12 protein-coding genes are annotated in these 13,860 nt (G+C 46.0%); 3 read left to right on the top strand and 9 right to left on the bottom strand.

What is annotated here, in order from left to right:
- Positions 1 to 181 precede the first annotated feature (181 nt).
- Positions 182 to 1,165 carry a phosphate/phosphite/phosphonate ABC transporter substrate-binding protein gene (locus AC4PM4_RS06975; RefSeq protein WP_063565948.1) on the bottom strand — a complete coding sequence of 328 codons (984 nt, stop codon included), beginning with the start codon at positions 1,163 to 1,165 and terminating at the stop codon, positions 182 to 184.
- Between the two features lie 251 nt (positions 1,166 to 1,416).
- Here AC4PM4_RS06975 and AC4PM4_RS06970 point away from each other — a divergent pair, with 251 nt between their 5' ends.
- Complete coding sequence (locus AC4PM4_RS06970) at positions 1,417 to 3,054, top strand: bifunctional metallophosphatase/5'-nucleotidase (protein WP_097115764.1); 1,638 nt, start codon at positions 1,417 to 1,419, stop codon at positions 3,052 to 3,054.
- A 383-nt stretch (positions 3,055 to 3,437) separates the two neighbouring features.
- Here AC4PM4_RS06970 and AC4PM4_RS06965 read toward each other — a convergent pair whose 3' ends face one another.
- From AC4PM4_RS06965 to AC4PM4_RS06955, 3 genes are all read right to left on the bottom strand, one after another.
- The gene (locus tag AC4PM4_RS06965; protein WP_491613193.1) at positions 3,438 to 4,448 is read right to left on the bottom strand and encodes a Gfo/Idh/MocA family protein; all 1,011 of its coding nucleotides are present in this window, start codon (positions 4,446 to 4,448) and stop codon (positions 3,438 to 3,440) included.
- A gap of 62 nt (positions 4,449 to 4,510) precedes the next feature.
- Positions 4,511 to 5,353: a sugar phosphate isomerase/epimerase family protein gene (locus AC4PM4_RS06960; protein ID WP_063565951.1), complete on the bottom strand. Its 843-nt coding sequence runs from the start codon at positions 5,351 to 5,353 to the stop codon at positions 4,511 to 4,513.
- A 50-nt stretch (positions 5,354 to 5,403) separates the two neighbouring features.
- On the bottom strand, positions 5,404 to 6,045 hold the full coding sequence (locus tag AC4PM4_RS06955; RefSeq protein WP_063565952.1) for a carbohydrate-binding family 9-like protein: 642 nt from the start codon (positions 6,043 to 6,045) through the stop codon (positions 5,404 to 5,406).
- A gap of 187 nt (positions 6,046 to 6,232) precedes the next feature.
- On the opposite strand from AC4PM4_RS06955, the gene AC4PM4_RS06950 reads away from it, so the two are divergent.
- Both AC4PM4_RS06950 and arr read left to right on the top strand, forming a co-directional pair.
- The gene (locus AC4PM4_RS06950; protein WP_491613192.1) at positions 6,233 to 7,138 is read left to right on the top strand and encodes a helix-turn-helix transcriptional regulator; all 906 of its coding nucleotides are present in this window, start codon (positions 6,233 to 6,235) and stop codon (positions 7,136 to 7,138) included.
- Between the two features lie 242 nt (positions 7,139 to 7,380).
- A complete protein-coding gene (gene arr, locus AC4PM4_RS06945; RefSeq protein WP_491613190.1) occupies positions 7,381 to 7,797 on the top strand; it encodes an NAD(+)--rifampin ADP-ribosyltransferase in 417 nt (138 codons plus the stop codon).
- Positions 7,798 to 7,856: 59 nt separating this feature from the next.
- Here arr and AC4PM4_RS06940 read toward each other — a convergent pair whose 3' ends face one another.
- From AC4PM4_RS06940 to AC4PM4_RS06920, 5 genes are all read right to left on the bottom strand, one after another.
- Positions 7,857 to 8,885 (bottom strand): LacI family DNA-binding transcriptional regulator, encoded by a 1,029-nt coding sequence (locus tag AC4PM4_RS06940; protein ID WP_063565955.1) that lies wholly within the window; start codon positions 8,883 to 8,885, stop codon positions 7,857 to 7,859.
- Between the two features lie 253 nt (positions 8,886 to 9,138).
- Positions 9,139 to 10,482 (bottom strand): ABC transporter substrate-binding protein, encoded by a 1,344-nt coding sequence (locus AC4PM4_RS06935; protein ID WP_064640458.1) that lies wholly within the window; start codon positions 10,480 to 10,482, stop codon positions 9,139 to 9,141.
- 70 nt (positions 10,483 to 10,552) lie between these two features.
- A complete protein-coding gene (locus tag AC4PM4_RS06930) occupies positions 10,553 to 11,386 on the bottom strand; it encodes a carbohydrate ABC transporter permease (protein ID WP_053784043.1) in 834 nt (277 codons plus the stop codon).
- A gap of 12 nt (positions 11,387 to 11,398) precedes the next feature.
- Positions 11,399 to 12,289 (bottom strand): carbohydrate ABC transporter permease, encoded by an 891-nt coding sequence (locus AC4PM4_RS06925; RefSeq protein WP_063565957.1) that lies wholly within the window; start codon positions 12,287 to 12,289, stop codon positions 11,399 to 11,401.
- Positions 12,290 to 12,300: 11 nt separating this feature from the next.
- The gene (locus AC4PM4_RS06920) at positions 12,301 to 13,401 is read right to left on the bottom strand and encodes a Gfo/Idh/MocA family protein (protein ID WP_063565958.1); all 1,101 of its coding nucleotides are present in this window, start codon (positions 13,399 to 13,401) and stop codon (positions 12,301 to 12,303) included.
- Positions 13,402 to 13,860 lie beyond the last annotated feature (459 nt).

The raw sequence follows: 13,860 nt of genomic DNA, 5'->3' as shown, positions 1-13,860 counted from the left end.
GGCTGTAATCCTTCTTTCATTAATATGGTATTTCGCAGGGTCACGCTGTAATGGGACAAGCCAGCGCAGCGTGTATCACGCTGAACTGGCCTGCCCGCTGAACCGATGAAGTTATCCAATGAAAAGATAATCAATGCAATACAATGCGATCAATCCATCACGATATTTCTTGAACAGAGAACTACTCGGTTTTTACTTTCTCCCCGTACTCACGAACGATATCAAACTTGCTGTCATCAGACTCTACATAACCTTCGTGTGTGTAGATTTCTTTGATAATTTCGTGACCTTGTGGATCTTTACCGATGTCGATGAATGCTTGTTTGATCTTCGCTGTCCAATCTGCATTCATGTCTGTACGTACTGTGATGGTATCGTTAGGAATCGGCTCAGTGAACGCCAGTACACGCGTATCTTCAAATACAGTCGGGTAGTCTTTCACTACAGTGTTACGAGCATCCTGGAAAATCGCTGCGGCATCAACGTCGCCGTTCAGCACTGCCAGCACACCTTGGTCATGGCCTTTAACCGTGATTGCCTGTACATCTTTCAAAGGATTAATGCCTCTATCGAGCAACAGGGCTGCCGGCCATACATAACCTGCAGAAGAAGTTACGTTCTGGTAAGCGATTTTTTTGCCTTTCAGATCCTCAACGGATTGGATCGGCGAGTCTTTTTTCACAATAATCATGGATTTATACGAATCTGCCAGTTCCTCAGTTGGAGCGCCAGTCTCATCATTTACACCAAAACGTTGTGCCTGAAGAATAACTTCAGCTGCGCCTTTTTCTTTGGCAAGTACATAAGCCGTCGGAGGCAGGAAACCTACGTCCACTTTATTGGAAGCCATTGCTTCAATAATTGTGTTGTAGTCTGTGGATACGCTGACCTTCACCGGGATACCCAATTTGTCACCCAGCAGCTTCTCGAGCGGTTTTGCTTTGGCTTCGAGTGTATCTGCATTTTGTGATGGAACGAATTGTACAGTCAGCTCAGTCGGCACATAACCTTCAGCGGCTTTGTCTGTCTCTGCCGTGTCAGTACTGGATGAATTCGAGCTCGTATCAGCCCCGTTAGCCGAACCTGTTGTACTACTGTTAGACCCACAAGCACTTAGAAACAGAACCAAAATCAACAATGGTAAAAATAAAGCAGACTTCTTCAAGCGAACACCCTCCAAAGAGTTTCTATTTTTCATTACTTGTCTACTATAGTCGTCAATTATTTGCGCGATGTGAAACGAAATTTGGAGTTTTGTAAAGTTTCCTGTCAGGCTGTCAGAGCGGCTTTGATCTGTTAGAATAGCCTCATTACGGTTGATAATCCAAGTAGAAATGGTGATTCCCTTGTACTCTGCCGCTAGAATGACCTGTGATTTGATATGTTTAAACTTATATATTTAGAGGAGATTGTAAAATGACATCCATAACAACTACGGCAAACTTCGACATCATGGTAACCAGTGACCTTCATGGGGCCATTCGTCCCATACATTACAACACCAATGCCTATCGTCCAGCCGGACTTGCTTTGCTTGCTTCGCTGATCCGGCGTGAACGGGATCGTTCACCCGAACTGCTGCTCGTGGATAACGGTGATCTGTTGCAAGGCTCTCCTTTGGCCTCATATGCTGCTTCCTTTGTTTCGAATCACGAAGTGCATCCCTTCATTAATGTTCTGAATGAACTGGGCTATGATGCTGCCGTAATGGGCAATCATGAATTCAACTACGGCCAGGACTTGCTGCGTAAAGCAGTGCAAGACTCCCATTTCCCTTGGCTATCTGCAAATATTGTTAATGAAGGAAAGCCTGACGAAGAGGTACTACACACTGCACCTACTGGAGCAGCCATTCCCGCCTTCGGTCCTCCCTATCTGATCAAAACCTTGTCTTCAGGCGTTAAAATTGCTTTGCTGGGCGCAACGACGCACTATATTCCGAATTGGGAGCATCCGAAAAACATAGAAGGTTTACAGTTCCTTGATGCTATGGAGACTATTCGTGCATGGGTTGGCTATATTCGTGAACATGAACAGCCGGATGTGCTCGTGGTCAGTTATCATGGTGGTTTTGAGAGTGATCTGGAGACAGGCGAACCTGCTGAACGGTTAACCGGGGAAAATCAGGCGTACGCGATCTGCCGTGACATTGAAGGGATTGACGTTCTGCTTACCGGACATCAACACCGTCAGCTTACCGCTGAAATACATGGTGTGACCGTGGTTCAGCCTGGATTTAGTGGGAACGGTGTAGGTCATGTATCCACCCAGTTGGACCGGTTATCGAATGGAAAGTGGCAGATTGCCGGAAAACAGGCTCGCTTGTTGCTCTTGGATGAAGATAGTGATGTACAGCCCGATGCGGCTGTTATGAAACTGACGGATGAGTTGGAAGCAAAAGCACAGGCATGGCTGGACCAGCCGATTGGCGAGGTGGCCGGAGACTTATCCATCACCGATCCTGCCGCATTGCGGCTTGCGGCGCATCCCTTTATTGCCTTTGTACATCAGGTGCAGATGGAAGCAACGGGAGCACAAATATCGAATACCGCATTACTCAGTGAAGAGGCCCGCGGTTTCGGTTCCCTCATTACCGTTCGGGATGTGCTATCTAACTTTATCTATCCCAATACACTGACGGTGCTGGAGCTTCGTGGTCAGGACATTCGGGATGCATTAGAACAAACGGCGCGTTACTTTGAAGTGGAGACATCAGGCGAAGTTGTCGTTAATCCTGCTTACATGCAGCCGAAACCACAGCATTATAATTACGACATGTGGGCGGGCGTCGAATATGAGCTGGATATCTCCAAACCTGTGGGAAGTCGTGTGGTGAAGCTGGAACGTGAGGGCATACCTGTTGCTATGGACGCGACGTACTCTGTAGTGATGAACAGTTATCGCGCAGCAGGTGGCGGTGATTATGCGATGTATCCAGGCAAAAAGGTACTTCACGAAGGCGCCACGGATATGGCGGCACTGGTGGAGGATTATATTCGCAGACATCAACCACTAACAGTGGAGCAGGCGAATAACTGGCGGGTTGTTGGATAGTACGGAGTAATTACTGTAATTGAAGAAGTGTAATCATTACCACAAGATCATAAAATTAATTTTCTCATCGTTCGCCTCCCAAATTATGTATAATTATAGTTAATCAACAGAAATTCGGGAGGTGTACGAATGAGCTTTATATGGTCTGCAACTATAATTCAATTCGTTTTTATTATAGGCATTATATCTCTGGTTTACTTTTTGATTACTATGAATAATAAGATCAAGAGAATTAATAGTAGACTTGCCGAAATTGAACGCGCAATGAATAACGAAAGTTTAAAAGAATATAAATAAATTCATAAATCCTCTCTTTTTCAAAGACCCGTACTACTTCAGAAATGCAAAGAGCAGAACCCGCATCACAGGTTCTGCTCTTTCTATTATAATGAAACCAATGCCCCACGCTCATCCGCCGAGCGCATCTCCGCTTCAATTAACTCAAGTGTACCTGTTGCACTTTCCGGTGTACATACAGATACAGGCGTACCTGCTTGAACAGATTGGATAAAATATTTGAGTTGGTGGTAATATCCCGAGTCGGGTGACAGCTCAGCGACGAAACCGGGAGCATCGTTCGGATTTACTTTCAGCTCACCATTCTCAAAGACCAGATTCCCCTGCTCCAAATTAACGCGATAGGTCATCGAGAAACCGTAGTCTCCCCCCAGCGTCCAGTCAGCTTGGGCATTCAGTACTTTTCCGTCAGGGTATACATAATTGGTCGACACGGTATCATAGCCGCTTCCCGGAATGACGTTGCGAGCCAGCGTGGATACTTGATCCGGTTTGCTAAACACCCAGTGAATAATATCCGCATCATGGATGTGCATATCTAATATGCAGCCACCGCTTTTCTCCCCATCCAAAAACCACTCTTGAGGCAAACCTGAACCCCTGAAGAAATAACCTGCGTTGACCGCTCCATAACGCCCGTCTTCTACTACGGATTTCAGATACGCATAGGCTGGCCAGAAGCGTAAACATTGACCAATCATCAGTGTTTTCCCGGTCGCTTTGGCCGTCTGTGCCATCTTCCAGCCTTCCGCCGAATGGCGTGCAACCGGCTTCTCACACAGCACATGGATGCCTTTCTCCAGCAAGGAACAAGTTAGTTCAGCATGCAGTGGCGTAGGCAGCGTAATATCAATGATATCCAGTTCTTCTTGCTCCAGCATCGCGTCGATGTTGTCGTACAAACGATAAGGTGTGAGATCATATACCTCTTGCTCTGTCGCCATATTGCCGGCTGCTTTACCGTTCTTCAGTTCCTCTATTCTCAGATCGCAGATGGCTACCAATTCCACGGGTTCCCCTTCTGAGGCAAGGCGTACATAGTTATCAAAATGCATACGTCCCATAAACCCAAATCCGATCAATCCCACTTTCAACATGTTTTTACCTCCCACAAAAAATAGATTATATATCGTATAAACGTTGTTATCTGTACTTACTCCTAAGAACGTCCAAGAATGGCATCCATCGCTTTGGATGTATTGAATATGATCTGCTTCGAATGATGAGTGTAAGGCGGAATCATCTCGGCAGTCACGTAGTTGTCGTAACCAATGGCCTGTAATGCCTGCATCACCGCCGGATAATTCACATCTCCAGCCAGCAGATCCACAAATCCATGAAGCCCTCCCGCTTGACGCCGGTAATCCTTGAAGTGCACTTTCTTGATACGGTGACCAAGAATGCGAACCCACTGCTCTGGGTAACCATTCTGCACCACATTGCCCACATCGAAATACGAACCTATATAATCTGAGCTAAAAGAATCAATAAAGGTACGCAGCTCTAGCGGTGACACCAAGAATTTGTTCCATACGTTCTCAATACCAATCGATACTCCGGCACTTTTCGCATACGGCAGCAGATGCGCAAGGGCTTCTTGCGCTCGTTCGTAAGCAACTTCATAATCCGTTACTTCGCTGTCTGGAATAAAGTCCACACCCACCGCACCTGGAATGACCAGAATGGTATCCACACCAAATGCCGCGGCAAGCTCCAGCTGTTTTTTACACACATCCAGTGCTTTCGTACGGATCTCTGGACGAGCGCTCGTCATCGGGTAATCCCAGTACAATCCGGTTGCAAGTCCCGCGATTCCGAGTTCGGCCTCTTCGAGACGTCCCTGAATATCACGAACCTCCTGATCTGTGGCAGACAGACTCAGCTCGCCTTCTCCATTAAGCGAAAGTTCAATCCCCTCAAAGCCAGCTTGCTTCGCCGTCTGAATACAATCCGCAATAGAGGCATCTCCTGGAAACGACCATATGTTAATCCCTTTTTCCATCCGAATACCCTCCTTCAAAATATGAATACCTGTTCTTCAGCATCGCATCGCTATCCTAATTGAAAATGACCAAATCGGGCAGGCAAATGAAAGTTTACAGCCCCCGTGGGCTGCCATGCCTGATACTCCCGATCTCCCTGCATATTCTCATCAATGCGGTAAACATTGACCCTCCAGCATACGCCTTTAGTCAGGGGCGACTTGAAGTTACTCGCTGGAATATGGATCAAATACACCCGATGGCCCTGACGATCCACTTCTACAGCCGTTTGCAACCCCTCCAGCTGCCAGGTTACATCTGCCTTCAATTCGGAACCTTCGCTGTTATTGTGAATGAGTGCATCAAATATTACGTTGTGCGGACTGACCTCCAGTTCGATATAATTCCTGCCATCGCCCTGTTCATCGATGAACAGTTCAACCACATCCTGCTCATACAATGGCTGATCCCTTTCCGTGAAATCAGATACAACGTGATCATCCTGGCATATAAAGCGAATATGCAAATATTCGGGACTCCAGCCAAAACGGACTTCTGTGGATTGATGAGGTGGCCTGCCTGTTACCGTGTCCACCAGCTCCACTGGAACACATCGTTCCCAATCCGCAGTCGAGGGGAATCCACTCTGTGCAACTGACCTGAGTGATTCGCAGCAATAACTCGTGCTCCGTTCCACAGGGAGAGAGCGCATCTGAATCCTCTCCTTTTTTAGCTTAATCCGTGATGTTGTCTCTCTCGTAAGAACATGTGATAATACATATATTATAAATATTTTACGTAATCATTTATTTAGGAGATAAAGAGATTATTTGCACAATTCCGTTCAGTTTTAATTAAATCTGTTTGTGCCAATCTCATTGAAAAAGGAGATGGAATTTATGTCTCTCCAGCAAGCGGTATATCCTCTGCAACGAACCGTCACTTACAAGGACTGGTCTCCAAACGTGCATTATGCTCAGTTCCAGAGCCTTCCTCCCGGCAAGCTGGCAAAGCGGCGTTTGTATGATTTTGAACTTCTGTACGTCTCTCAAGGTGAAGCTGCAACTTATATGAAGGATAAACACCATATTTTGAAGGCAGGTCAGCTAATCTTGCTATCTGCCGGTGTCTATCATCAGAATGAGGTGGTTTCCAGCCCGGAAGCACGTTTCATTGGCATTCATTTTGATTTCTTCAACGAATTGACCATTCAGACCGAGGCAGATATGGTTGTTAACGAAGAGACTGTTCTGCACCACAAATTCGCAGTGGAGGCGTGCGCAGAGGGCATGACGCCGCTATCTATTAACCCGGTGTATACCCCTTCTCCAGCTGCCGTGCAGCTTATGGAGCAATTGGTACATGAATTTACGATGCGCCCACCGGGATATGAACTGGTGTGCAAAGCCTTGATGCTGCAAATATTGACCCATCTGCTGCGTTCATCATGGCGAAGTTCGTCACGCCATGATTCGGTACACGGAGATAAGCTGCTCGAAATCATGAAACGTATAGAGGCCGCCCCTTCCGACCCGTGGACCAATTCGAGTATCGCCAAACAATTGAACCTGAGTGTGGATCACATGGCCAAATTGTTCAAACAGGTTGCGGGCATGCCTCCCAACGAATATATTCAATCCATACGCCTAAGCCAGGCACGCAAACTGCTGCGGGAAACGGATTATTCCATTGAGGCTGTGGGTGTGCAAAGCGGTTACCCAGATATTCATTATTTCAGCCGCATGTTCCGCAAATATGAAGGCATTTCACCCAGGGAATACCGGAAGTTGTCCAGAATGCTATAAAAAAAGAGCAGCCTGCAAAATTTCCAGTCTGCTCCATGCTTTTTGAAATAACGTTAAGACATCTGGTTCATTTCCCCATGTCAAACCATAACCTTTAATTCAGCCTATATAGGTAATTTCCGCTCAATATCATTCTCTCTACTTATATTGTACCGTTATTTATATGTTTTTTATAGACTGTTTTTTTGGCGATTCCTACACTATACTGCTTAATACAAATCTAAAAAAAGAGGTGCATCAGTATGGATGACCAAAAAAATGTCTTAGATAATGGACCCTTTTTTCATGGTACTAAAGCAGAACTGAACATTGGAGATTTATTAGAACCGCAATACTTATCCAATTACCAAGATAAAAAATCTAACCATATTTACTTTACGGGAACATTAAATGCTGCCAAGTGGGGTGCTGAATTAGCCAAAACGAATGCCAAAGAAAGAATCTACATTGTAGAACCATTAGGAGATTTTGAAAATGATCCTAACTTGACTGATAAAAAATTTCCCGGCAACCCAACACGCTCATACAGATCTAAATTACCTCTAAAAATAGTAGCTGAATTAGCTTTATGGGAGAGACACTCCGATGAAGAGATCAATCATATGCTTACATCTTTAAAAAAATTAAGTGAACAAGGGAAAAATGTGATCTACGATTAATTTTCAACCAAAAAGTTCCCTCCGCCCAAAACTGGACAAGGGAACTCTTTGGTTGAAAGCTACTCTATTTTGCCATTGGAAGACTGGCGGAATATGCAGCGGTACGGGACGATCATTTTGACAGCCACTTCATATGGATGATCCAGATAATCGAGCAGCTGTTTAACCGCGAACATGCCCATCTCCAGCTTGGGTACATGAATGGTCGACAACGGCGGAGAGGTGAATTCGGATATTTCAATATTATCTACCCCAAAAAAGGCGATATCCTCCGGAATGCGGAGCCCTTGTTCGGTTGCAGCACGCATGGCCGCAATTGCCATCATATCACTGGCTGCAAAGATGGCTGTAGGTCTGTTCGCATTGTTGGTAAATGCCTGCTTGGTCAATTCATAACTCAGAGAAACATCCCATTTCACATCGATCACCCAATCATGATCAATAGGTAATCCCGCATCCGTCATGGCACGCCGGTAACCAAGAAATCGTTTTTCCTCCAGAAAATCATTCTTGAATTCTGCTCCGCCAATGTAAGCAATGATCCGATGACCTTGGGCAATCAGATGATTCGTTGCCTCCCTCGCAGCCTCTTCACGATCATAACCGACGACCGGAATGTCGGGGTCCGTAATATCCACACCCACAACAGTCCTTACATTGGTCTTAAGCCAGCGATAGGCTTCCGGATCAATCCGTTCCACCACAATCATGCCATCAATCTGATGTTCCTTCACCAGAGACTGCAACTGAACAATATCCCCATCGTTTTCGATGCTATACACAAATTCCAGGCGCATGCCTGCTTCAGCAAGCTGCTTCTCAATCCCTTCCATAATGACTGAAAAATAAGGACTGTTGTATTTATTTTGGGGAATAGCCACCACACAGCCGATCGCATATGCCGTTTTGGGCTGGACCTTCTTCTTCTTGGCCGGACGCTGTGAACGATAGCCCAGTTCCTCAGCGGTGTCCCATATTTTTTTGCGGGTTTCATCGCTGACTGATCGATTGACATCGTTCTTCATCACACGTGAAACGGTAGAGATCGATACACCAACGCGGTCTGCAATATCCTTCAATTTTGCCATGTGAAGTCCCCCACCTTTCCTCAACCTATGTATTTAAACCCCATTCGTATTGGGGCAATTTCATCTCTGCAAACACAAATTTGCGGCAAATATAATTCTATATTTCTACTGGACAGAAGTCAATGAAATGGTGCACAGGCACAGTCTTTTATAAAATAATAGCGGCAGTCAGGGAGCTTGCTGTCCCCCATAACTGCCGCGATTTTAATTCTTTTTAAGAAAACGTATGAAGCATTGCCACCTCTTTATCTGCTTATTGCATCTTGGAGGCCAAATCCTTAAGCGCTGCGTTCAGATCACCATCTCCGGCAAGTGGAAGTTTGAGTGATTGCTCACCATACGTCCAGACCAGATCGGTTTTCTTGGTTGTAAAGGGAGATACAATGCCATACTGCTGCGCATCCAGGAAGATTTTATTATCTTCACCTACAGTGGCAATATAAGCATCCGCTGCGGCCTTGTTCGCGGGAATCGAGTATCCCTGCTTCGCCAGTTCTGTCTGTCCTTCCGGACCTGCTAGCCAAGCCAACAGCTTGTAAGCTGCCTCTTCATGCTTTGTATTGGAGCTGATGGCAAGACCTGCTGGCTGAACAACGGTTTGGTTGGTTTTGAATTTCGGCAGATAGGAGATACCGTAATCCACGCCCGCCTCCTGGTAGTTGGTTGTATTCCAGCTGCCACCCGGATTCATCGCTACTTTGGATGTAGTGATCGCAAGATTCACCTGTCCACCTAAACCTTCAATCTGTGCAGGTGTGGTGTTAATCTTTTTGTTTTTGGTCATATCGATAAAATAGTTTAGCACTTCCATCGCTTCAGGTGTCTCAAGCGCAAGGGAACCATCGTCATTCACCAGCTTCGCTCCGTTGGACCACAGCTCTGGCTCCAGAAACCAATCCATCGTTGATCCCGGTGAAATGGACAAGCCCCACTGCACAATGTTTCCGGCATCAAAACCCGCTTCGTCTGCGCTTTTCCCGTTCTTATCCAGCGTCAGCTTGGTTGCAATGTCGGTAATTTCATCCCAAGTTGGCTCAAGCGATGGAACGGGAGCTTTATGAGGGTTCGTGGCTTCATTCTCAAAGATCGCTTTGTTGTAATACCATACGATGACGTTGGCATCGATAGGCAAGGATACTTGTTTGCCCTGATATTGGTGAAGACCGAGCAGACTTTTGTCCACATTGTTCAGATCAAACTGATTTTCCGCGAGCAAGCCGTCCAATTCCTTGAAAATGCCCAGCTCGGCGTATTTCTCCACGTATGCATAACTCGTTTTGAACACGTCCGGAAGTGTGCCCCCTGCTGCATTCGCTGTCAGTCCGTCCCAGTAGCTGCCCCAATCCTTGCCTTCGAGTTTGACCTTAATATCGGTATTGGCCTTCATGAACTGATCCAACAGTTCCTGTGTACGATGAAGCTCTTCTGCCGTCCCCCACTGGGAGTATGTGATTGTTACAGGTTCACTCTGGCTGCCGCCGGAACCAGAAGAGTCGGCGTTTTCGGACGATCCCCCGTTTCCACATCCACTGATCACCACCATTGTAGCAAGTACAAGTGCCCAAACATTGAATAGCCGTTTACTCTTCGCTCTCATATACACAGCTCCCCTTTAAGTCATATCAATAAGTCCTGTTCACCTGAAAACCGGAAAGCAGGCAGCCACTCTACCCTTTGGTGCCCGTAAGCACCACCCCCTCGACGATATAACGTTGTGCAAACAGATACAGCAGACCGATAGGTACAATACTGATAAATGCACCCGCAGCGAGCGCCGGTAAATCCTGGCTCGTCTGACCAATCAGCAGCTGCAAGCCCACACTCAGCGTGAACATTTCTGGGTTTTTGATATACAGGAACGGCCCCAGAAAATCGAGCCAAGAGTTCACAAAGGCAAAAATAATGGTCGTCATAATAATCGGTTTGGACAGCGGCATAATGACTCGTGCATATACCGTCCAGCGATTGCCGCCGTCCAGATATGTAGCCTCGTCCAGCTCCTGGGGAATGGTCATGAAAAACTGTCGGAACAGGAAGATATAATAGGCGCCTCCGAGCCAGGCTGGCACAATGAGAGGCAACCAGGTATCAATCCAGTTCAGTTTGGAAAAAAGAACGTACGAGGGAATCATCATAATGGATGGAGGGATCATTAAGGTAACAAGTACAACCGGGAACAGAATATTCCGATACTTGGTTGCAAAACGGGAGAAACCATAAGCGACAAGTGAACTGGACACCACCGCTCCCGCCGCAACAAAAAAGGAAATGATAAATGAGTTCTGAATCCACTGCCACATCATCGGCTGCACAGCGAACAACCGTTCAAAGGCTTCCAGACTGAATGTGTCTGGCAGGATGGTTGGAGGTACCTTGTAGGTTTCCGCTTTGGTTTTCAACATGGTCGAGAGCATCCATACAAGAGGCCCTGCGAACAGCATTAATGCTACGATCAGCATGGTATATTGGGACGCTTTTACCGCTATTTTTCGGCTGTTCATGTAACTCTCCTCCTATCGTTCTCCCTCGTAATACACAAAGCGGTTTGATACTTTCATCAGGATCAGGGTGACAAGCGAGATCACGGCGAACAGGAAAATCGACTGCGTCATCGCCATGCTGAATTTCAGATCGGTAAAGGCCGACTTGTAAATATTGTAGACAAACGTATAAGCAGAGTAGTTCGGACCACCCTTGGATAGCAGCAGCGCTTCCGTAAACATCTGAAAGTTATACATCGTCTGAATAATGATGACAAACAGGATGGAAGGACTGATCATCGGCAGTGTAATCTGGAAAAATCGGCGAATCCCGCTTGCACCGTCAATGGCAGCAGCTTCATACAAATGTCTGGGTACATTTTTCAGTGCAGCCAGGAAGATCAGAACCCCACTGCCCGAGATCCAGACCTGAAGCATGATGATGACTGGCTTGATCGTATGCTCCCCGCCAATCCAGTCCACTTTGCCTATACCCAGCGCGCCAAGTCCGGCGTTCAGGATGCCGAATTCGGAGTTGAACACCAGCCGCCAGATAATAACTGTTGCCACAATGGGCACCAGGGTCGGTAAATAGAAGAAGGTGCGGAACAAGGCAATACCTTTGACATTGAAATTAAGCAGCATCGCCAGAGCCAGCATACCTGCCGTTACGATCGGAACACCGAATACAACGAAATACATCGTGTTCATCAAGCTTTTCAAGAAGATGGGATCATCCATCATGTGCGTAAAATTATCAATGCCGACAAAGTTGAAGTTGGTCGCTCCCGGAAGTCTCGCATCCGTAAAGGCGTAGAAAACCGAAGTCCCAAAAGGAAATAGGAAAAAGGTGATAAATCCGATAATCCAAGGCAAAATGAAGAGAAAAAACAGCAGTGTGTCATATTTCCTCAACCTGTTCATGATGACACCCCTCAGCCTGAAATTTCTTCTAAATAGACGTACCGTTCTTCCAAAATGGATTTCTCTGCCGCCAGGGCAATAAGCAACGCGTTACGACCAACCTGCGCACTAGCAAAAGGCTTTCTGCCTTCCTTTACACATTTCAGAAAATCAATGCGTTGGGTCTGTCCACCCGTGTGTCCACCCATAATGGAATCCGAGGTCACATCAATCTCCAGATGGTCCTTCGTCCAGTCCTGCCCGCCAACGATGTCAATCGTCTTGTCATTACGGGCAACCATCTGGCCACCGTTCTCTCCGATCAGGCCAATCTCAAGCCCTTCTCCCATCAGATTGCGCGGTTTCAAATACATGCACAAGCCCAGATTGGCCTTACTACCGTTATCATAATCAATGGTGATAAATGCATGGTCGACGATGGAGGTATCCGAAATTTCTTTCGTCGGATAGTGACTGTATGAATTCTGAATCCGATTGGGCTCTCCTTGCTTCATGACATGCTGGCCTCCAGAGGCAAACACGCGGACAGGCTTCGCCTGGATCATCCAGTTGAAAATATCGAAGTGATGACAATCCTTCTCTACAATCGCTCCCCCAGACTTGGTCTTGTCATAGAACCAATCCGCAGGCGGGAACGGGTCACGGAATTCCTTGCACCACATCAATTTCACGTCACCAAGACGTCCGTTCTCCAATTCCTTCTCCATTCGGCGATACAGATTCGAATATCGATAAACCAATCCGATCTGCAATACCCGTCCCGAGGCTTCCGCCGCTTCTATAATGGCATCACAGTCCTCAATGGTATGGGCAACCGGTTTCTCCAGAAATACATGCTTACCAGCTTCCAGAAAAGCGACTGCCACTTCGCGATGCAAATAATTCGGAACACTGATAACCACCGCATCCAAATCTTCCTTAGCAAGCAGTTCACGATAATCGCTAACTATGGTGGGGTTGCTATTCTTGAGTTCAGCCAGCGTACGTGCCACATTGGCTTCATTCATATCACAGATATAACGAACCTCACTCTCCTCGAGCAAATCAAAACCAATGCAATGATGTGACCCCATATCTCCTACACCGATAAAAGCCATTTTTATCTTCCCCATGCTTACACTCTCCGTTGCTCGTAAATTTGCGGCAAATGCCATGAAGCCAATTCGATGTTAATAAATCTAACAGGACTGTGACTATGTAACGATAGTAAAATAGTTTTTATTCCTTGTCAATTGATTTTGGCTAAATTTTAAATAATTTTGCGGCAACATATTTGCGCTCTATTTTATATACTACTAAACAGTATAACTCTTTATTCATCATAAATTAAGCGTTTACATTTTTGTTGTATTATCATATACTTTAATTTGAATTCATTTTTATTTGCGGCAAATATTTTATTCCAGTTATGAATACTCATGTTCAAAATTCAATGAAACACGCCTATTCTCAATAGAAAACACAATAAATCCTGGAAAAATATCTATTGAATCTCCTGTATTCATCCCCTATAATGCAATTTAGACACGGAATCCAAGAGCTAAAAACACATTTTATATTTGCCGCAAACC

This window comes from Paenibacillus sp. MDV22-iso6, from assembly GCF_058408365.1.
This window is presented reverse-complemented; position numbering and strand designations above follow the sequence as displayed.

Bases quoted from the DNA above. Each gene is read 5' to 3' on its own strand.
- AC4PM4_RS06920 (WP_063565958.1), bottom strand. From the start codon at position 13,401: ATGGGGAAGATAAAAATGGCTTTTATCGGTGTAGGAGATATGGGGTCA.
- AC4PM4_RS06970 (WP_097115764.1), top strand. From the start codon at position 1,417: ATGACATCCATAACAACTACGGCAAACTTCGACATCATGGTAACCAGT.
- AC4PM4_RS06925 (WP_063565957.1), bottom strand. From the start codon at position 12,289: ATGAACAGGTTGAGGAAATATGACACACTGCTGTTTTTTCTCTTCATT.
- arr (WP_491613190.1), top strand. From the start codon at position 7,381: ATGGATGACCAAAAAAATGTCTTAGATAATGGACCCTTTTTTCATGGT.
- AC4PM4_RS06960 (WP_063565951.1), bottom strand. From the start codon at position 5,353: ATGGAAAAAGGGATTAACATATGGTCGTTTCCAGGAGATGCCTCTATT.
- AC4PM4_RS06950 (WP_491613192.1), top strand. From the start codon at position 6,233: ATGTCTCTCCAGCAAGCGGTATATCCTCTGCAACGAACCGTCACTTAC.
- AC4PM4_RS06965 (WP_491613193.1), bottom strand. From the start codon at position 4,448: ATGTTGAAAGTGGGATTGATCGGATTTGGGTTTATGGGACGTATGCAT.
- AC4PM4_RS06955 (WP_063565952.1), bottom strand. From the start codon at position 6,045: ATGCGCTCTCTCCCTGTGGAACGGAGCACGAGTTATTGCTGCGAATCA.
- AC4PM4_RS06940 (WP_063565955.1), bottom strand. From the start codon at position 8,885: ATGGCAAAATTGAAGGATATTGCAGACCGCGTTGGTGTATCGATCTCT.
- AC4PM4_RS06930 (WP_053784043.1), bottom strand. From the start codon at position 11,386: ATGAACAGCCGAAAAATAGCGGTAAAAGCGTCCCAATATACCATGCTG.
- AC4PM4_RS06935 (WP_064640458.1), bottom strand. From the start codon at position 10,482: ATGAGAGCGAAGAGTAAACGGCTATTCAATGTTTGGGCACTTGTACTT.